This is a genomic window from Paenibacillus sabinae T27, assembly GCF_000612505.1.
Lineage (GTDB): Bacteria > Bacillota > Bacilli > Paenibacillales > Paenibacillaceae > Paenibacillus_AQ > Paenibacillus_AQ sabinae.
The window spans coordinates 1,147,846-1,166,258 of sequence record NZ_CP004078.1 but is presented as its reverse complement, the minus strand read 5'-3'; the positions used below and the strand labels follow the sequence as shown (position 1 = coordinate 1,166,258).

The window sequence follows — 18,413 nt, the reverse complement described above, 5'->3', positions numbered from 1 at the left end:
TTGCTTAATTGTTTTTCCACGCTTCAGGCAGGATGAACCCGTCGTATTTCTCTATCCCCTTGATATACGCTTCAAACTCCGGAGACTCATAGGCGGCCTTCAGGTCTTTGGCCCATTGGGTATTTTCATCCTTCTTGTTGATGGATACGATGATTCTGTGCTGCATTGGCGTATTTTCGATTTTCAATGCGTCTGTAATTTTTTGGCCGGCGTTCGCAATGTAGTTTCCGTTGACGACTCCATAATCGACATCTTTGAGCGATACCAGAATTTGCGCAGGGTCCAGAATTTTAATATCAATTTTATACTTGTCCGGCTCCATGCTGTTAATGTTAAAGTCCTCTACACCTGCTCCTTCTTTAATCTTAACCCATCCAAGCTCCTCCAGAATGCGAAGAGCGCGTTCCTGGTTAACCGGATCATTGGGGACAGCAACGGTAGTGCCGTCTTTTACATCATCGAGTGTGGTGTGCTTGACGGAGTACAGACCTTGCGGCGCTCCCGGCACATAGGCGATACCAACCATGTCCGCGCCAATTTCTTTATTGATCGCTTCCATGTACGCCGTACTTTGGAAGATGCTTGCGTCAATGGAGCCTTCCTTCATGGCCGGGTTTACCTGCATGTTTTGAGAGAAGGTCTTGATGTTAACCTTGTAGCCCTTTTTCTCCAGAATCGGCAGAATCGACTGGCGGAATTGTTCTTCATAGGTACCAACGCCAAATCCAACGGTAATCTCTTTCTTTTCTTCCGGCGCAGCTCCTGAATTCGAGCCCTTATTCGAGCCGCAAGCCGACAACAATGCTACAACCCCAACTAAAAGAACGAGCAATAACTTTTTCATACTCTTGTCTCCTTTTCAAAAACGGATTTTTTTAGCTGCTTTAATGCTTCATCGGTTACGTTAAGCGGGATTGCGCAATTGGGAGCGAGAATAAAAGGCTGGTCACTCATCTTGTTCAAGGCTTCCTCGGCCTGCTGCTGAATTTGAGCAATGTCATTTGCCGCAAACAAAGCATGGTCGACGCCGCCTACCTTGGTAGCCGTTAAAGCCGCATCCAGGTCCGGATTTCCTTCTGCCTTCGTGTCCCAGCTGATGCCGTCGATCCGGTAGTCGTTAAACCTTTCAGGCTGGGAGTAGGTTCCGCAAGTATGCAGAACATTTTTCCCGTAGCTCGCCGCCTCGAGTACAATCGAATCATAAGGTCTGGAAAACTCATTAAACCTCGCTTCATCGAACATGCCCGGATGAGCTGTACCCGTCACCGCATAGAACAGTCCGTCCGACCCCGCTTGCTTCAGCTCTGTTACATAATCGGCCAAGGTTAACGAAATCACATGCAGCGCATGATGCGCCGCGGCCCGGTGCTCGGTAAACAACGATTCCAGGGTAACGGGATTCTCAATGCCAAACACCGTTTTGGTTACATAAGCAGACCGGCCTACAATAAAGAGCAGTACGGTAAGTGGCGAAAAAACGGTTTGAATCAGAGGGGTATCCGGCAGTCCTTGGCGAATCTTCCGCACCGCGTCCAATTGCTCCAATAACGGGGCTGATTCCGCGGCTTTCTTCACCTCAAGATCCCAAAGATTGGCTGCTGCCGGAACGGCGGTCGTTTCCTGTCTCGGAAATACGGTTTGATAGTCCTGAAAATCATACTTGTTTCCCCAGGATTCAGCCAGATAAGTAGCTCTCGGATTAATTTTGACCCAATCCCAATCATATTTTTTGGTAAACGAAATCGTTGTTTCCGCCAAATCATCCGCATTTTGTTCCTTGTCGATGAAATGACGCCAGCCGCTGACAATCGGGCGATCCGCTCTTTCACCGGATAAAATGGCGTTAAACCGGTCTTGTTTGCTCCATTCACTCACCTGTCGTTTTCCTCCCCTTAAAGTTATTCTTTAGTAACGGCGAATCTTTCTCGCCAAAATGTTGCCAAATGACTGAATTCCTTGAACGAAAATAATAAGGACAACAACAGTGGCAATTACGACAACGGTGTCAAATCGCTGGTATCCATATACGATCGCCAAGTCTCCGACTCCGCCGCCGCCAACCGTTCCCGCCATCGCGGTCGCGCCAATCAAGCCGATCGTCGCCGTCGTCAGGGACAGAATTAACGATCCGAAAGCCTCGGGTAGTAAAAAATGCCAGATGACTTGAAAAGGTGTAGCCCCCATCGCCTCTGCCGCTTCCATAATTCCCGGATTGACTTCAAGCAGAGAATTCTCTACCAAGCGTCCGATGTAGGGCGCGATATAAATGATCAGGGGTACGATCGCTGCGCTTGTCCCAATTGAAGTCTGAACAATCAACCGGGTAAACGGAATAATGGCAACGAGCAGTATAATAAAAGGCAGGGAGCGGACAATGTTGATCACCGGATTTATCATGGTGTACAGGATTTTGTTCTCCAAAATCCCGCCCGGACGGGTAATCACAAGTAAAATCCCGATAGGTATTCCAATTAAAGACCCTACAAACAGGGACATCCCCACCATATAAATGGTATCAACAATCGCCTGCATAAACTGATCAGTTGTAACTGTAGTTGACATCATGCTTTTCCACCTCCTCTACACCGACTCCACTGCTTTTTATGAAAGACAAGGCTTTATCCACCTCGGCAGTCTCCCCTTTTAACTGAACAATCACTTTCCCAAGTGTCGTTTCTTCAATCTCGGTCATATTGGCAAACAGAATATTGACCTGCACATCATAGGAACGAATCATTTTATACAGGATGGGCTCCGAAGCGCATTGTCCGATAAATTCCAATTTGTAAATGCCGCTGCCCGGTTCCCTTTTTATGGATTTCTGCACGCTGTCTGTGATGCTGTTCTGAATGACGGTCTTCACAAAATTTTGCGTGGTCGGATGCTGCGGATGTCCGAATACCTCCAGAACGCTTCCCTGCTCGATAATCCGTCCTTGTTCCATGACCGCCACCTTGTTGCAAATCTCCTGAATGACTGACATTTCGTGGGTGATGATCATAACCGTGATGTTGTATTCCGCATTGATTTTCTTCAAAAGCTGTAAAATGGAGCGTGTCGTCTGCGGGTCGAGCGCTGATGTCGCTTCATCGCAAAGGAGAATGGAGGGGTTTGAGGCAAGCGCTCTGGCAATCCCGACGCGCTGCTTCTGTCCGCCTGACAATTCGCTCGGATAGCTGCCCGCTTTGTCGGCTAATCCAACAAACTCCAGCAGCTCCAGCACCCGCTGGCGAATTTCGTCTTTATTCTTTTTCAATAAAATGAGGGGAATGGCCACGTTATCATATACCTTTTTCGATTCGAGCAGGTTGAAATGCTGAAAGATCATGCCGATGTTTTTTTTGGCGGCACGCAGCTCTTTAACGCTGTATTTACCTAAATCATGCCCGTCCACAAAAACCTGGCCTTTCGTCGGTCTTTCCAAATAATTGACCAAACGAATCAATGTGCTCTTTCCCGCGCCGCTATAGCCGATCACCCCAAAAATATCGCCTTTTTCCACCTTTAAATTGATTTCCTTCAAGGCTTCGATCGATATCCCTTTGCGGGTGTACGTCTTATAAACATTCTTTAATTCAATCATAAACTTTCCTCCTTCAGCCTCAGGAGCGCTTGCTCCGCCAATAAAGCAAAATACTCAGAAGCCGGCAATAATGCAGTCTCGTCTACATCAAAACGCGGATGATGAAGCGCATAAGCGGGACCGGTTCCGATATTTACAAACGCGCCCGGGATCTTCTGCAAGTACAAGGAGAAGTCTTCACCTCCCATTTGCGGCGGGATATCATGTACCTCATACCCTGCCTGTTCGGCGATCTCTTTGGTAAAATCTGCCCAGTATCCGTCATTTATCGTTGCCGGCGGCCCCGAATACCAATGGAGCTTGGCCTCCGCCCCGGCTGCCGCAGCAATTCCTTCGATGATTTGCGTCATTTTCACCGGGATTATGCGGCGAATCTCTTCATTATGCGTTCGAACGGTGCCTTCCAGTTCAACCATCTCCGGCAGCACATTCCAGGTATACCCTCCCTGGATTCGGGTAACGCTCAGCACAACCGGCTCGCTTGCGCTGTTCTGGCGGCTGACAATCGTCTGAAGCGCCGTAATGATTTGAGCCGCCGTTACGATGGAATCCACACCATTCTCCGGAGTTGCGGCGTGAGCCCCGATGCCTTTTACCGTAATTTCAAACCGGTCAACACCCGCGGTTAAAGCTCCGGTTCTCGTTCCGAATGATCCTGTGGGCAGTTCTGGAGAGTTATGAAGACCAAATATGGCAGCTACACCTTCAAGCCCTCCCGATGCCAAGACGCTTTCAGCCCCATGACCGGTTTCCTCAGCCGGCTGAAACAATACTCTAACCCTTCCGGGCAGCTCGTCTTCACGGGCTTTTAACAAGTATGCGGCCCCTAAAATGACAGCTGTATGAAAATCATGACCGCATGCATGCATTTTCCCCGGAATCTCGGACGCGAAGGGCAATCCGGTCTGCTCTTCAATCGGGAGTGCGTCGATATCACAGCGAATGGCTACGATTGGCCCATCTCCGCTTCCGATTTCTGCGATGAGTCCCGTCTCTAAAGGGAGGTTCAATATGCGAATATTGGCGTCCGTCAGCCAATTCCGCAGTTTCTCTGTCGTTTTAAATTCTTCATACGATAATTCAGGCTCACGGTGAAGATTTCTGCGAACTTCAATCAATTGACTGCCTAAAGCTTGTTCAATCTGATCCGGCTGTTTAGTAGACATGGACTTCCCCCTTTTATTTCGTTATGATTTTGGTTTCAGAAGCAGAAAACAGGGCACTCAGAGCTTGATCGAAATCGCCTATAATATCATCAGCATCCTCGAGCCCAACCGACACGCGGATTAATCCATCCGTAATCCCAAATTTCATTCGCTCCTCCTGTGGAATGGATGCATGCGTCATTGAAGCCGGATGTTGAACCAGGGTTTCCGGATCTCCCAAGCTGAATGAAATCATCGCTAATTGCAGCGAGTTTATTAATTTTTTTCCTTCAATTAAGCCGCCTTTTACTTCGAAAGAAACAATCCCACCCATACCCTTCATTTGCGTTTTAGCCAGCTCGTGTTGAGGATGAGACTTTAAGCCTGGATAAAACACTTTATCAATAAAAGGATGAGACTCCAGGTACTCGGCAATTTTCTGGGCGTTGCTGCAATGTCTTTCTACCCTCAAGGCCATGGTCTTCATTCCCCTTAAGATCAGGAATGCGTCCCAGGCATTTAAATTTTGCCCCAAATCGCCCATCAGTTTCTTTCTCATGAACTGGATGGTGTCTTTTTTTCCTACAATAAATCCTGCCAGGACATCCCCGTGACCATTAATATATTTAGTAGCGCTGTGTACCACAACATCGGCCCCCAGCTCCAAAGGCTTCTGCAAGCAAGGACTCATAAAGGTGTTATCGACAATAACGGGGAGCTGGTAGGCTTTGCAGGCTTCCGAGATTTGTCCGATATCCAGAATGGTCAATCTGGGATTAGAGGGAGTTTCGATGTAGACGGCTCTGGTATTCGGCCTGATCGCCTTAATCATTGAATCGATATCCGTACAATCGACAAAATCAAATTCTATGCCGAACCTTGGCGCCAGAGAAGTCAGAAAGCTGTAGGTGCCTCCATATACATCCTTGGTCACCAGGACATGATCGCCATGCTTCAAGAAGCCGAGAAGAGCAATGGAGATGGCCGCCATTCCGCTGGATACGCCTAAAGCGTCTTCCCCGCCTTCCAGTGCGGCTATCTTTTTCTCCAGTGTGCGGGATGTAGGGTTTCCGTATCTGCCGTAATAAACGCCTTCTTCCTCTCCAGCAACAACTGCGGCCGCTGTTTCCGCATCAGGGAACGCATAAGCGACTGCAGGTACGAGCGTTTGAGAGATGGCGCCCGTTTGCGGGTCCGGAAACTGGCTCTCATGAATAATCTTCGTGTCCATACTCCATTCTGTCTTCATATCAAACTCAATCCTCTCTGTTTGCTTGAATGCCTTGTATTCTCTCCAATGCGGCGGACAGACTGCTTAATATATGATCTTGCATCGCTTTTTCAGCTCCGTCTTCGTTTCTGTCAGCAATCATTTGCAAGATATAGCTATGTTCTTCATCCGCCTGTGTGTTCCAATCGCCATGAAGAGAAACAAACCGGCAATAGCGAAGCGCGTGATCTCTCAGATGATTCAAGATTTTCACAAAGGTCTTAAGATCACTCATTTCAGATAAATAATCATGGAATTCAAAGCCGTAGGAAACAAAATCCTGACTCTGTCCTGCCTGAAAGGACTGCTTCATATTTTCAATCATGACTGTTAAATTTTGAATATCTTTATCCGTGGCGTTTTTGGCGGCACTCTTGGCGATATAACCCTCCAGCATGCTGCGGATCAGAAAGATTTGTTTAACCTCTTCGACGGTTACTGGTGCTACTCTAAGCCTTCCATTCGGCTGCCGGACGAGAAACTCCTCATTCTCCAACCTTTGAATAGCCTCTCTTAAAGGAGTGCGGCTTACACCAAGCAAAGCGGCCAAACTTTCTTCATGTACATTTTCGTCAGGCTTGAGCTCGCTATCGATAATTTTTTGTTTTAACGCAAAATAAGTATTATCTTTGGATAACCTGCGCGTTCGCATAACAGAACTGTTCATATATCCATCTCCTAGTCAAAAATCAGCTAATTCCGGCTCTAAAAGTATAACTGTATAATTGTATACAATTATTATAATTAGTTTCCCCCGGTCCACTTTCTTTCAGCTTGCGACTAAAATTGAAACCTTACATCTGTCTGCTCATCTCGTAGAAGTTAGCCTTATAATACATACGGAAAACAAAATTGTCTACAATTTTATGTTATTTTTAATCACATTTTTATATAAAAACTCGAAGAAAGTCGAAATAATGAGGTGTTTTGTTATAAACATTCCCTATTCGCGTTATATTAAATGACATGTAATTTACATGCAAACTTCATCACAGATGTGATTAATTGAGTGGCTTATCTATATTAAACCATAACACTCGGAATAGTTCAATTTTATTATCAAAATAAAGAGGCCTCCCAGGGTAACCTGGAAGGCCTCGAAAATATACATATGGTGTCAAACGGTGTTTCTGTTACAAAAACCCTTGATGCATAAGGGCTTAGAGCCCTATTACATCATGCCGCCCATACCGCCCATGCCGCCCATGTCAGGCGCGCCGCCTTTTTCAGGCTCCGGCTTGTCGGCGATAACAGCTTCGGTGGTCAGGAACAGGCCGGCTACGGATGCAGCGTGCTGCAGCGCGGAGCGGGTTACCTTCGCAGGGTCGACGATACCGGCTTCGATCATGTTGACCCACTCGTCGGTAGCGGCGTTGTAACCTACGCCGATTTCTTCCTTCTTCAGGCGCTCAACGATAACGGAGCCTTCCTGGCCAGCGTTCGCAGCGATCGTGCGGATCGGCTCTTCCAGGGAGCGGAGCACGATGTTCACGCCGGTCTTCTCGTCGCCTGTCGCTTCAACAGCGGCTACGGCGCCATATACATTAACCAGCGCGGTGCCGCCGCCGGATACGATACCTTCTTCTACCGCAGCGCGGGTAGCGTTCAGGGCGTCTTCAATGCGCAGTTTGCGCTCTTTCAGTTCGGTTTCGGTAGCAGCGCCGACTTTGACAACGGCTACGCCACCGGACAGCTTCGCCAGACGCTCTTGCAGCTTCTCCTTGTCGAACTCGGAAGTTGTTTCTTCCAGTTGGGCACGGATTTGGCTGACGCGTGCTTGAATGTCTTCTTTCGCGCCGCTTCCGTCAACAATGGTTGTGTTCTCTTTCGTTACGCGCACTTGACGGGCGTTACCGAGCTGATCGACAGTCGCGCTCTTCAGGTCAAGACCGAGCTTCTCGGTGATGACTTGGCCGCCGGTCAGAGCGGCAATGTCCTGCAGCATCGCTTCGCGGCGGTCGCCAAAGCCAGGAGCTTTAACGGCAACAGCGTTGAATGTTCCGCGCAGTTTGTTCACGATCAGCATCGCTTGAGCTTCGCCTTCGATGTCTTCGGCGATGATAACAAGCGGTCTGGCTTGTTGTACGATTTTTTCAAGCAGCGGCAGGATTTCTTGCGTGCTGCTGATTTTTTTATCGGTGATCAGGATGTAAGGGTTATCCAGCACAGCTTCCATTTTGTCCGTATCGGTAATCATGTACGGGGAGATGTAGCCGCGGTCGAACTGCATACCTTCCACCACTTCAAGCTCGGTCAGGAAGCCGCGGGATTCTTCAACGGTGATTACGCCGTCTTTGCCCACTTTTTCCATAGCTTCGGCGATCAGTTGACCTACTTCTTCGTCGGCTGCGGAGATAGCCGCAACTTGAGCGATGGATTGTTTGTTTTCGATCGGTTTGGAGATCTTTTGCAGTTCGGCTACAGCCGCTTTAACCGCTTTGTCGATACCTTTGCGCAGACCGATTGGGCTGGCGCCGGCCGTTACGTTCTTCAGACCTTCACGGATCAGCGCTTGAGCGAGAACAGTTGCAGTCGTCGTACCGTCACCGGCTACGTCGTTTGTCTTGGTAGCAACTTCTTTAACCAGTTGAGCGCCCATGTTCTCGAAGGCGTCTTCCAGTTCGATTTCTTTGGCGATGGTAACGCCGTCGTTCGTGATCAGCGGGCTGCCGAATTTCTTCTCCAGTACCACGTTGCGGCCTTTTGGTCCGAGCGTTACTTTAACCGCGTTTGCCAAAGCGTCTACCCCACGCAGCATTGCGCGGCGGGCGTCTTCACTGAACTTGATATCTTTTGCCATTATCAAAATACCTCCCTATGAATTGTAAGTATCGGTATTAAAGTCTTATGAACGCCTTCGGGAATTAACCCAGAATAGCGTGAATGTCGCTTTCTTTCATAATCAAATATTCTTTGCCTTCATACTTGATCTCGGTTCCGGCATACTTCGAGAAAATGACGCGGTCGCCTTCCTTCACTTCCAGCGGTACGCGAACTCCGTCTTTCAGAGCGCCGCTGCCTACGGCAATGATTTTGCCTTCCTGCGGCTTCTCCTTCGCCGAGTCCGGAAGCACGATTCCGAACGAAGTCGTTTCCTCCTGCTCGATCGGTTCCACCAATACGCGTTCACCTAAAGGTTTGATCATGAAAAATAGCCTCCTTTGAAAATTATGTTGTTATGCTTGAACACAGGGTTAGAAAGAATGATGCTCCGGAAAAAGCATGCTCCGGGTCATTCATGAGATATGAGAGTCGGCAGTCCGGCTGGCATATCTTTCGGGCCTGTTAGCACTCGACAGTCAGTAGTGCTAACAACAATTTTTATATTACTCAACTTGACTGCGGATTTCAAGTCCTTTTGCTCTTTTTTTCTACTCGAATTTGGAAAAAAAGATACGGCAGGTTGTCCAAGCCGCACTCTCTTTCATTCTATCCATAGCCCGTCAAAATATGCCTGCCGCTTTCGGGAATCCGTAGGGCCCAGCCTTCGTTCAAGCATGGTCTCCCGCGGCGTATCTTGCCTCCAGCGCCGCGTCGGCGATCAGCTGCTTGCGGTAAACAGCCGCGGACAGAAATACGCTGAATTCATAAAGAACAATCAGAGGAACAGTGACCAGAAAATCCGAGATGAAATCCGGCGGCGTAATGACGACGGCGATAAAGACCAGCGCAAAATAGGCATAGCGGCGCATTTTACGCAGACGGAGCGGGTTCAGCAGCCGAATCTTGGTGAGAAACATGACGATCAGCGGCAGCTCGAACAGCAGCGCCATCGGCAGCACCAGGCTGAACATAAAATTGAAATACTGCGCGATGCCGTACGTCTCCTCCAGTCCCAGATCGCGCGTCACCGAGACGGTGAAGGAGAGTGCCATCGGAAACACGATGTAATAAGCGAAGAGAAGACCGGCCACAAACAAAATTAGCGCATACGGCACATACCGCAGGGCTGCGCTCCGTTCCTCCGGCCGCAGAGCGGGACTGACGAAGGCCCAAAGCTGAAAGACGATGAAAGGGATGGATACCATCAGCGACACGGCCATGGCAATCTTCATATACATGCCGATGCCGTCCCAGAAGGCGAAAGCATGCAGCACGAAGCCCTGAGCCAGGTCGGCATGGATCAGATATTCATAGACCGGCTTCGCGCAGAACAGCCCGCCCGCCAGACCGATGGTAAAGACGACCAGCACGGCTATGATTCTTCTGCGCAGCTCCGTGAGATGCTCGACAATCGTCATTTTTCCGGGTTCCAAGCGATTAGCCCCTCTTCTTCCGGCCGCCAGCCTTATTTTATTTCAAAAAAATAGAGGCACCCCGTAAAGTCCGGGGACTTAGAGGGCGCCTCCGCATTGGTTCTACCTATAAAAATTCCGGACCTGCTTATTCCGGCAAACGCTTCTCAAGGGAGGCGGGCGCATTCTGCGCCTGATCCGGCGCGGGCGGCTCGCTCTTGACCGCCGGCTCGGAGTCGGCCATTATATCGCGGGTTCCTTCCTTGAACTCACGGAAGGTCCTTCCGACTGCGCGGCCCAGTTCGGGCAGCTTGTTAGGACCAAAGAGCAGCAGCGCCAGAATGACAAGCAGTATGATGCCCGGAGCCCCAATACCGTTAAACATGTTCATTCCTCCTTGTTCCCTGTTCCGTTCGTGACACCGTTTTCGACAACTATATCATACCATAACTTAAATCACACTTGCATCTGTAATGTATGTCGAAATCCAAACGGAAGCAGTTGTTTGGAGAATTGGAGCCGCAAGCTCCCGATGAACGCAGTTCCTACTGCCGATATTGGCCGGTTACCATCAGCAGCGCCTCCGGCAGCTGATCCATAATGGCGGCCAAATGCTCATGCACGCCCTTGGGAGTGCCCGGCAGATTGACGATCAGCGTCCGGCCGCGGATGCCGCAGATCCCCCGGAACAGCATGGCGGCGCGGTTCTTCTGCATTACCGTACTCCGCATCGCCTCAGACATGCCCGGCACTTCCCGTTCGATCACCCGGCGCGTCGCTTCCGGCGTCACATCCCGGATGGCAAGCTCGGTACCGCCTGTGGTCAGAACCAGATCGGCCTGAAAGTAATCGGTCAATTCGATGAGCGCCGCAATAATTTCATCCGGCTCGTCGGGGACAATCCGGTACTCTACGATCTCCCCTCCAAGCTCCTCCTCCACCAGCTCGCGGATCACTTGAGCGCTCGTATCCTCCCTCTCGCCCCGAGCCCCCTTGTCGCTGGCCGTCAGGATTGCTGTCTTCCACGCCATAGGTTCTCCTTCCTCTCTGTTTTCATTATGTACTGATAGGACTACACTTCTTCCCGTGCATAATCGCCGTTCTTGCCGCCCGTCTTGGACGCAAGCAGCGTCGGCCCGATGACCATGTCTTTCTGCAGCGCCTTGCACATGTCGTATACCGTCAGCGCTGCGGCGGAGACGGCTGTCAGGGCTTCCATTTCAACGCCCGTTCTGCCGGTGGTCTTGACAGTCGCTTCTATATATAGTTCATCTTTGGTGTTGTCTGAGAAACGGATATCGATGCCCGTCAAAGGCAGCGGATGGCACATCGGTATCCAGTCGGCCGTTTTCTTGGCGGCCATAATGCCGGCGACTTGGGCGACGGCAAGCACATCGCCTTTGCCTATGGCTCCGGCTTTGATGGCGTCAAGCGTTTCCGGCGCCATCGTTACCCTGCTCTTCGCAGTAGCTTCGCGCTTGGTCACTTCCTTATCGCTGACATCAACCATGCGCGCTCTGCCCTGACCGTTGAAATGCGTTAACTTCATCTTGCGTCAATCCCCTTTCCTTCGGCAGTGCAATGCAGTATTCCTTTCTCGGTAATCAGCATGTCCATAAAAGCGTCATGGGCTTCCATGGGCACCTCATTCAAGATCTGCGCGCCGTAAGCGAGACCGACCCACACCGATTTCCACTCCGCACCTGATGCGGAGGCTCCGTACAGACGGGCCCGCAGCCGGTCGTAGTAGCCCCGGCCGTAGCCAAGCCGGCCTCCCCTGGCATCAAAGGCCAGGCCCGGAACGAAAACGACGGGCGGCTCGCTTCCCTTCTCAACTGCAGAAAGGCTCTCCGCAGGCTCTGGAATGCCGTACGTTCCCGGCTCAAGCTCGCTCCATGATTCTACGGCGTGCAGGGTCATCTCCCCGGAACTGGCATGGACGCGGGGCAGAACGACCCTGCGGCCCGCCTTCCAGCACCGCTCAATCAGTGGGCGCGTATCCAGCTCTGAACGGAAGGGAACGTACACCATAACCGAGTCCGCACCGGTCTCCTCCAGCCACTGCCATGCATGATGGCATACAAGCGAGGATAACTCCTCCCTCCGTACCGGAGGGATTCCGTCACGGACGGAGACGGCGCTTCGGCGCAGCTCGCGCTTGTAGGCGGCAAGCTGCAAGTCCGCGTGTGTCACCCTTTTGCCTCCTTACATTCGCCCAAGCCTTTATCCTTGGTTCACCATAATATTATAGATTCCCGCTTCAAGTGTAACTCATAGCTCACAGCCGGCAGCGGAATAATGTCTTACATTTCAGGGTAAATCCTTATCTCCAGTTTACCACTGTTATTCCGAATTCGCCAAGACGCCCCCGGAACCCTTTGACCTCGCGCAAAAAAGTCTTTTCATGTACACTATGATTAGGAATAAAGGTCCATGAGCGATACAGCGGCGTTGATCGCTGCCGCAAGCGAAGTCTTATAAGGTGGAGGTTTCATTTGTCATGCTTCTTCAAGCGACAGGTATCACGAAATTATACGGCATCCAGCCCGTGCTGGAAGGCATCAACCTGCAGGTAAATGAGAAAGAGCGGGTCGGACTCGTCGGCGTCAACGGAGCCGGAAAGTCGACCCTGCTTAAGATATTGGCCGGTGAGCTGTCCTATGATTCCGGTCAAATTTATAAATCCAAGGAAACAACCGTCGGTTATTTAGCGCAGAACAGCGGTCTGCAGTCTGACCGCACCATTCAGGAGGAAATACTCGCCGTGTTCGCCCCCTTGATCGAGGCGGAGGCCGAGCTGCGGCAGTTGGAGGAGCAAATTGCCGACCCGGCTGCGGCTGAGAACGAGAAGCGGTATGAAGAGCTGCTGGAACGGTATTCCACCCGTTCGGACTGGTTCAAGGACAACGGCGGCTACGAAATGAATACGCGCATCCGCAGCGTACTCCACGGAATGGGCTTCGGGGATTTCCCTCCCGACACGCCGATTTCGACCTTGAGCGGCGGGCAGAAGACCCGCCTCGCGCTCGCCCGCATTCTGCTTCAGGCTCCTGACCTGCTGATGCTGGACGAACCGACCAACCATCTGGACATCGAAACGCTGACCTGGCTGGAGGACTATCTGCGCGGGTATTCCGGCGGCATCCTCGTCGTATCCCATGACCGCTATTTTCTTGACCGGCTGGTGACGGCCATTGTGGAAATCGAACGCCATGAGTCCCGCCGGTATACAGGCAATTACAGCCGCTATGTGGATCTCAAGGCCGCGGAGTATGAGAGCAGGCTCAAACAGTACGAGAAGCAGCAGGACGAGATCGCCAAGATGGAGGAATTCGTGCAGCGCAACATCGTGCGGGCCTCCACAACCAAACGGGCGCAGAGCCGGCGCAAGGCGCTGGAGAAGATGGATCGGATCGAACGGCCGCTCGGCGATCTGAAAAAAGCGAACTTCTCCTTCGAGCCCTCGTTCCATTCCGGCAAGGAAGTGCTGCAGGTCAGGGAAGTCGCCGTAGCCTTCGCAGAGGGCGATCCTCTGTTCAAAAACGCATCCTTCGAGCTTCGCCGGGGCGAGACGGCCGCTCTGGTCGGTCCGAACGGTATCGGCAAGTCGACGCTGCTGCAATGCCTGATCGGCTCCCGCGAGCCTTCCGCCGGAAGCGTGACCTGGGGAACCAAGGTCAAAATCGGCTATTACGACCAGGAACAGACCCGGCTGAACCCGAAAAATACGGTGCTGGAGGAACTCTGGAGCGAATATCCGATGCTGGAGGAGGCGCGAATCCGGACGATACTCGGCAACTTCCTGTTCAGCGGCGAGGATGTTCAGAAGAGAATAGCCGCCCTCAGCGGCGGTGAAAAAGCCCGGGTTGCGCTCTCGAAGCTGATGCTGCGGGGCGCCAATATGCTCATTCTCGACGAACCGACCAACCATCTCGACCTTGTCAGCCGCGAGGTGCTCGAATCGGCGCTGATCGACTTTGAAGGAACCCTGCTCTTTATATCACATGACCGTTACTTCCTGAACAAAATGGCTGAGCGCGTGCTCGAGCTTCATCCGGGCGGAATCGACCCGTATCTCGGAAATTACGACGACTATGTTGCCAAAAAAGGAGAGCTGGAGGATCTCGCCAGCGAGGATGCCGTCAGTGTTGCAACCACTCCTGTGGGCGGCACCGATAAAGGTCCGGCCCCCGCTTCCGACAAAGGAGGCGCCGCTTCATATGAAACGGATAAGCAGGCCAAACGTGAGGAGCGGAACCGTCAGCGCCGGCTGGCCGAACTGGAGGAATCCATCGCCAAGCTGGAGGAAGAGATCGCGGTTGTCGAAACAGAGATGACCAAGCCGGAAATCTATCAGGATTACGTGGCGCTGCAGGAGCATGAACGGGATTTGAATGAAAAAAAACAGCGGCTCGCTGAGTTTTTTGGCGAATGGGAAATTCTCGCGGACGCTACAAATTAGGATCAGATCCTAATAGATTGTCCACAGGGTTGTCCCCAAATATCGTGTATAACTATTACCAAAAAAAGGGCCTTTGGGCCCTTTTTTTTGCGTCAAATCGCTGTTCGCGCTGTCAAGGACTTTTTTATCCACCGCATTATCCACATTATCCACATTTTTTATATCTTTCTGTTGAAAACTTATGCCCTGTTCCGGGGATTAAAAAAAGATGCTTGATTGCTGATCTTACACAGTTTTTACACAGATTCGGCGGAATATGTGGATAACCTTGTCCACAGCTTGACAAATTACATCCCTCTTGAACTATAACTCGATTTATGCCAAAAAAAGAACCCGCCGACCTGTGAAGGGCAGCGGGTCGAAACACTTGCGGCGGCTTTGCCCCAATCGCTTCCCTCCCAGCGAACGCAGCTCCAGCCACGCAAAACATCGGCTTTATTGTTCATTCCCTGGGAAATAGCCACGGTCATTTCTTCAGCTGGCCGCCACCTCCCTTGTACAGCACGTGTGCGCTTCGCTTCAAGCCGATCCCCTGCAAGATAACCTTGCCTGATCGGAGCCTGGCGCCGATCCCCTTTGCTAACGCCTTGAACCTCGCCCCGATTATACCTCTTGGCCCTGGTGTCCGGTGGTCTGTTTGACCAGCTCCAGCAGCTCTTCATCACTGACCGTCTTTTGGCGGTCTGCCGCCGCCTTGAACAATTCGTACACCTTCTCCAGTTCGGCCGGCTCCAGGGTGATGCCGTATTGAGCAGCCCGGTCCTTGAGCGCGTGCCGTCCCGAATGCTTGCCAAGGACGATCATGCTGCGGGGGATGCCGAGGCGTTCCGGGTCCATGATCTCATAGGTGCTGCGGTCTTTGAGCAGCCCGTCCTGATGAATGCCCGATTCATGCTGGAAGGCGTTCCGGCCGATAACCGGCTTGTTGTAGGCAACTGGAAAATGCATCGTCTCGCTGACCAGGCGCGAAGTTTCGTACAGCTTGTTCAAGGCCAGCCCCGAAGCTGCGTTCAGCGCCTCTCCCCGGGTTTCCAGCGCCATCGCCAGCTCTTCCAGTGCGCAGTTTCCCGTCCGCTCGCCGATCCCATTTACGGTGACTTCAATCTGCGTCGCGCCTCCGGCAATCGCAGCAAGGCTGTTGGCGACGGCCAGGCCTAGATCGTTATGGCAGTGGGCGCTGTAGCTGACCTTATCGCCGCCTCTGGCTCCCAGCCGCACCCGGCGGAACATCTCGCCGTATTCCTGCGGCAGCGCGTAGCCGACGGTATCCGGCAGATTGATAATGGTCGCGCCTTCCTCAATGACAGCCTCGACCATTTCAATCAGGTCGTCGATACCTGTCCGCGCGGCGTCCATGGCCGTAAACTCCACGGTATCGCAGAACTGCCGGGCGTAGGCTGTCATTTCCCTCGCCGTCGCCACGACTTCTCCCCGGCTCTTGCGCAGCTGGTGGCGCAGATGAATGTCGGACGACGAGATAAACAGATGGATGCGCCGTCTCTCCGCGTCCTGCGTCGCCTTGACGGCGGCATCAATATCGCCTCTGACGGCCCTGGCAAAGCCGCAAATCTCGACGTTCCGGATTTGGCGGGAAATCTCCTGCACCGCCGCAAAATCACCTGGGCTGGATACCGGAAATCCCGGCTCCATTACATCTACCCCAAGCTCGGCGAGCTTGCCTGCGAGCATGATTTTTTGCTCCGGGGTCAAGCTTGCTCCCGGCGCCTGCTCTCCGTCTCTGAGCGTCGTATCAAAGATGTGAATCTTCTTTCGGTTCTGTATGGTCATTATAAATTCCTCCCGATTGTTAGATTAAAACGCAAAAACCCGCCGTCTCCTCCAAAGAGACGGCGGGTTTCCCCTCCGCGGTACCACTCTTCTTGACGCGCCTGTACGGGAATCTGTTCAGTCCCCGGCTGCGTCCAGCTCATCTTCTCTTATAGCGCCCTCCATTGGAGAGCGCGTCTTATCAGAGAAGGTCCGGTAACGGGGACGATCCGTAAGCTGCGTACGCGCCGCCGCCTGGCCTGCCTCCCGGATATCCGGATGGCCAATCCGGGATTCCAATGGGCAGGGCTGCAAGCCGCGGTTTCCGCCGCTCCGCTCCCGGGCGAGATTCAAAGGAGATGGCCGCTGCGTCGCACCGACCCGCAGCTCTCTGCCTGCCATCTTCCTTCTACTGCTCCCGTTCATCGCGTTATACACTTTCAGCTATTATTTAAAACAAAAAAAGCCCGCCGTCTCTTCAAGAGACGACAGGCTGTGCCTTCGCGGTACCACTCTTGTTGATATTTCGGCTCGGCGCGCTTAAGGCGGCTTCATCGAAATATCCCCTTTGCCGTCATCCGAGGTCCGGTTAAGCCTGAGGGCTTACCCCATTCGAATGACCGTTCTATCACGGGAACGCCCCGTAACGGCGTACTGCCCACCGGCCGTGCACTGCCGGTTAACGTAAGTCAGCTGATCAGCTTAAGCCTGACATACGTGATTCCGCCGCTCCGCTCCCGGACGAGTTCAGGTCTCCTTCGGCTGCGTCGCACCTACCCGCAGCTCTCTTCATCCCCGGAATTAACCTTACTGTTTCCGATCATCGCGTTTATCGTTATGATTGCCAAAATTATACGCGCCGGACTTCCCTGCTGTCAAGAGGTTTGTACCGACCAATGTTCGAGAGAGAAGCCGGGATCGGCTACCATATCCAGCGGCGTTCCTCCGTCATGCAGCCACTTCGTATAGGCCGCGGCGCCGATCATGGCGGCGTTATCGGTGCAGAAGACGGCGGGAGGAATAATCAGCTCGATGCCCTCTTTCCCGCAGCGTGCGGTCAGCGCTTCGCGGAGGCCCCGGTTCGCAGCGACGCCGCCGCAGAGCAGCAGCTGCCGGGCGCCCGTGGCACGGACGGCACGAACCGCTTTTTCGACCAGCACTTCAACGACGGACTCCTGAAACCCCCGGGCGATAGCCGCCGCATCGGGCTCCTGCCCCTTCATCCGGCTCTGGTTCACCAGATTCAGCACGGCCGACTTCAGGCCGCTGAGGCTGAAATCATAGGAGTCCGGCTCGAGCCACACCCGGGGAAGCGCAGCCGCTTCCGCCGCTTCATGGGCCAGCTTGTCCACATGCGGACCACCGGGATAAGGGAACCCGAGCGCACGGGCCACCTTGTCGTAAGCCTCGCCGACGGCGTCATCCCGTGTGCGGCCGATGATCTTGAATCGCCCTTCCGATTCCAGGCTGACCAGCTCCGTATGCCCTCCGGAAGCGACCAGCGCCAGCGCCGGATATTCCAGCTCCTTCACCAGACGCGCCGCGTAAATATGCCCGGCGATATGATGCGTTCCGATCAGCGGCTTGTTCCAGGCCAGCGCCAGCGCCTTGGCCGCCACTACCCCGACCAGCAGCGCGCCGACCAGTCCCGGCCCCTGTGTGACCGCCACCGCGTCAAGCTTATCCGGCGTTATTTCCGCCTGGGCAAGCGCCTCTTCAACGATAAGGGTAATAACTTCCACATGCTTGCGGGAGGCCACTTCGGGCACTACCCCGCCGAACGCGCGGTGGGTCTCGATCTGGCTGGAGATGATGTTCGACAGCACCTCCCAGCCGTCTTTTACAACAGCCGCCGACGTCTCGTCGCAGCTCGTCTCGATCGCCAATATATAGACAGGCTTCTGAGCGCCCGTTTCGTCCTTCATTTTAATTCCACTCTTCCTTCCATGAA

General features: G+C 52.7%; 17 protein-coding genes, 1 pseudogene and 1 other annotated feature. Of the genes and pseudogenes, 1 reads left to right on the top strand and 17 read right to left on the bottom strand.

All coding sequences use genetic code 11. The annotated features are described in order from the left end of the window. Window positions 1–4: 4 nt before the first annotated feature. The 14 genes from PSAB_RS05215 to PSAB_RS05150 all read right to left on the bottom strand — a co-directional run bounded on the left by PSAB_RS05215 (window position 5) and on the right by PSAB_RS05150 (window position 12,426). Window positions 5–844, bottom strand: coding sequence for a MetQ/NlpA family ABC transporter substrate-binding protein (locus PSAB_RS05215; RefSeq protein WP_025333521.1), 840 nt, complete (start codon window positions 842–844; stop codon window positions 5–7). Beyond that, the gene (locus PSAB_RS05210; protein WP_025333520.1) at window positions 841–1,875 is read right to left on the bottom strand and encodes a uroporphyrinogen decarboxylase family protein; all 1,035 of its coding nucleotides are present in this window, start codon (window positions 1,873–1,875) and stop codon (window positions 841–843) included. Before PSAB_RS05210 ends, PSAB_RS05215 begins: the two co-directional genes overlap by 4 nt. A 30-nt stretch (window positions 1,876–1,905) precedes the next feature. Next, complete coding sequence (locus tag PSAB_RS05205) at window positions 1,906–2,565, bottom strand: methionine ABC transporter permease (RefSeq protein WP_025333519.1); 660 nt, start codon at window positions 2,563–2,565, stop codon at window positions 1,906–1,908. Next, window positions 2,540–3,583 carry a methionine ABC transporter ATP-binding protein gene (locus tag PSAB_RS05200; RefSeq protein WP_025333518.1) on the bottom strand — a complete coding sequence of 348 codons (1,044 nt, stop codon included), beginning with the start codon at window positions 3,581–3,583 and terminating at the stop codon, window positions 2,540–2,542. The genes PSAB_RS05205 and PSAB_RS05200 overlap by 26 nt, the downstream gene beginning before the upstream one ends. Beyond that, window positions 3,580–4,749, bottom strand: a complete 1,170-nt coding sequence (locus tag PSAB_RS05195) for an amidohydrolase (protein WP_025333517.1) — start codon at window positions 4,747–4,749, stop codon at window positions 3,580–3,582. Before PSAB_RS05195 ends, PSAB_RS05200 begins: the two co-directional genes overlap by 4 nt. Before the next feature lie 13 nt (window positions 4,750–4,762). Next, window positions 4,763–5,977 (bottom strand): trans-sulfuration enzyme family protein, encoded by a 1,215-nt coding sequence (locus PSAB_RS05190; protein ID WP_025333516.1) that lies wholly within the window; start codon window positions 5,975–5,977, stop codon window positions 4,763–4,765. Between the two features lie 7 nt (window positions 5,978–5,984). Continuing rightward, a complete protein-coding gene (locus tag PSAB_RS05185) occupies window positions 5,985–6,665 on the bottom strand; it encodes a GntR family transcriptional regulator (RefSeq protein ID WP_025333515.1) in 681 nt (226 codons plus the stop codon). A gap of 504 nt (window positions 6,666–7,169) precedes the next feature. Next, window positions 7,170–8,798 carry a chaperonin GroEL gene (groL, locus tag PSAB_RS05180; protein ID WP_025333514.1) on the bottom strand — a complete coding sequence of 543 codons (1,629 nt, stop codon included), beginning with the start codon at window positions 8,796–8,798 and terminating at the stop codon, window positions 7,170–7,172. A gap of 64 nt (window positions 8,799–8,862) precedes the next feature. Continuing rightward, window positions 8,863–9,144 (bottom strand): co-chaperone GroES, encoded by a 282-nt coding sequence (gene groES / locus PSAB_RS05175; protein WP_025333513.1) that lies wholly within the window; start codon window positions 9,142–9,144, stop codon window positions 8,863–8,865. Between the two features lie 345 nt (window positions 9,145–9,489). Then, complete coding sequence (tatC, locus tag PSAB_RS05170) at window positions 9,490–10,239, bottom strand: twin-arginine translocase subunit TatC (protein WP_038596572.1); 750 nt, start codon at window positions 10,237–10,239, stop codon at window positions 9,490–9,492. A gap of 142 nt (window positions 10,240–10,381) precedes the next feature. Next, entirely contained in the window at window positions 10,382–10,618 is a 237-nt protein-coding gene (gene tatA / locus PSAB_RS05165; RefSeq protein ID WP_025333511.1) for a twin-arginine translocase TatA/TatE family subunit, read from the bottom strand. A 160-nt stretch (window positions 10,619–10,778) separates the two neighbouring features. Continuing rightward, window positions 10,779–11,264, bottom strand: coding sequence for a MogA/MoaB family molybdenum cofactor biosynthesis protein (locus PSAB_RS05160; protein WP_025333510.1), 486 nt, complete (start codon window positions 11,262–11,264; stop codon window positions 10,779–10,781). 41 nt (window positions 11,265–11,305) lie between these two features. Continuing rightward, window positions 11,306–11,782 (bottom strand): cyclic pyranopterin monophosphate synthase MoaC, encoded by a 477-nt coding sequence (gene moaC / locus PSAB_RS05155; protein ID WP_025333509.1) that lies wholly within the window; start codon window positions 11,780–11,782, stop codon window positions 11,306–11,308. Next, on the bottom strand, window positions 11,779–12,426 hold the full coding sequence (locus tag PSAB_RS05150) for a 5-formyltetrahydrofolate cyclo-ligase (protein WP_025333508.1): 648 nt from the start codon (window positions 12,424–12,426) through the stop codon (window positions 11,779–11,781). Before PSAB_RS05150 ends, moaC begins: the two co-directional genes overlap by 4 nt. A gap of 307 nt (window positions 12,427–12,733) precedes the next feature. Here PSAB_RS05150 and PSAB_RS05145 point away from each other — a divergent pair, with 307 nt between their 5' ends. Continuing rightward, window positions 12,734–14,695: an ABC-F family ATP-binding cassette domain-containing protein gene (locus tag PSAB_RS05145; protein ID WP_025333507.1), complete on the top strand. Its 1,962-nt coding sequence runs from the start codon at window positions 12,734–12,736 to the stop codon at window positions 14,693–14,695. 618 nt (window positions 14,696–15,313) lie between these two features. Here PSAB_RS05145 and PSAB_RS05140 read toward each other — a convergent pair. From PSAB_RS05140 to tsaD, 3 genes and pseudogenes are all read right to left on the bottom strand, one after another. Continuing rightward, window positions 15,314–16,483, bottom strand: a pseudogene (locus PSAB_RS05140) (2-isopropylmalate synthase); the annotation flags it as partial. Window positions 16,484–16,600: 117 nt separating this feature from the next. Continuing rightward, the gene (locus PSAB_RS05135; protein WP_025333506.1) at window positions 16,601–16,864 is read right to left on the bottom strand and encodes a hypothetical protein; all 264 of its coding nucleotides are present in this window, start codon (window positions 16,862–16,864) and stop codon (window positions 16,601–16,603) included. A 76-nt stretch (window positions 16,865–16,940) separates the two neighbouring features. Beyond that, window positions 16,941–17,295 (bottom strand) — a binding site (T-box leader). A gap of 42 nt (window positions 17,296–17,337) precedes the next feature. Further along, window positions 17,338–18,387 carry a tRNA (adenosine(37)-N6)-threonylcarbamoyltransferase complex transferase subunit TsaD gene (gene tsaD, locus PSAB_RS05130; RefSeq protein WP_025333505.1) on the bottom strand — a complete coding sequence of 350 codons (1,050 nt, stop codon included), beginning with the start codon at window positions 18,385–18,387 and terminating at the stop codon, window positions 17,338–17,340. Window positions 18,388–18,413 lie beyond the last annotated feature (26 nt).

What these genes read in the sequence shown, in the direction of transcription:
- PSAB_RS05215 (WP_025333521.1), bottom strand. Translation starts at nt 844, where the DNA reads ATGAAAAAGTTATTGCTCGTTCTTTTAGTTGGGGTTGTAGCATTGTTG.
- PSAB_RS05205 (WP_025333519.1), bottom strand. Translation starts at nt 2,565, where the DNA reads ATGATGTCAACTACAGTTACAACTGATCAGTTTATGCAGGCGATTGTT.
- PSAB_RS05200 (WP_025333518.1), bottom strand. Translation starts at nt 3,583, where the DNA reads ATGATTGAATTAAAGAATGTTTATAAGACGTACACCCGCAAAGGGATA.
- PSAB_RS05195 (WP_025333517.1), bottom strand. Translation starts at nt 4,749, where the DNA reads ATGTCTACTAAACAGCCGGATCAGATTGAACAAGCTTTAGGCAGTCAA.
- PSAB_RS05190 (WP_025333516.1), bottom strand. Translation starts at nt 5,977, where the DNA reads ATGAAGACAGAATGGAGTATGGACACGAAGATTATTCATGAGAGCCAG.
- PSAB_RS05185 (WP_025333515.1), bottom strand. Translation starts at nt 6,665, where the DNA reads ATGAACAGTTCTGTTATGCGAACGCGCAGGTTATCCAAAGATAATACT.
- groL (WP_025333514.1), bottom strand. Translation starts at nt 8,798, where the DNA reads ATGGCAAAAGATATCAAGTTCAGTGAAGACGCCCGCCGCGCAATGCTG.
- groES (WP_025333513.1), bottom strand. Translation starts at nt 9,144, where the DNA reads ATGATCAAACCTTTAGGTGAACGCGTATTGGTGGAACCGATCGAGCAG.
- tatC (WP_038596572.1), bottom strand. Translation starts at nt 10,239, where the DNA reads ATGACGATTGTCGAGCATCTCACGGAGCTGCGCAGAAGAATCATAGCC.
- tatA (WP_025333511.1), bottom strand. Translation starts at nt 10,618, where the DNA reads ATGTTTAACGGTATTGGGGCTCCGGGCATCATACTGCTTGTCATTCTG.
- PSAB_RS05160 (WP_025333510.1), bottom strand. Translation starts at nt 11,264, where the DNA reads ATGGCGTGGAAGACAGCAATCCTGACGGCCAGCGACAAGGGGGCTCGG.
- moaC (WP_025333509.1), bottom strand. Translation starts at nt 11,782, where the DNA reads ATGAAGTTAACGCATTTCAACGGTCAGGGCAGAGCGCGCATGGTTGAT.
- PSAB_RS05145 (WP_025333507.1), top strand. Translation starts at nt 12,734, where the DNA reads ATGCTTCTTCAAGCGACAGGTATCACGAAATTATACGGCATCCAGCCC.
- PSAB_RS05135 (WP_025333506.1), bottom strand. Translation starts at nt 16,864, where the DNA reads ATGGCAGGCAGAGAGCTGCGGGTCGGTGCGACGCAGCGGCCATCTCCT.
- tsaD (WP_025333505.1), bottom strand. Translation starts at nt 18,387, where the DNA reads ATGAAGGACGAAACGGGCGCTCAGAAGCCTGTCTATATATTGGCGATC.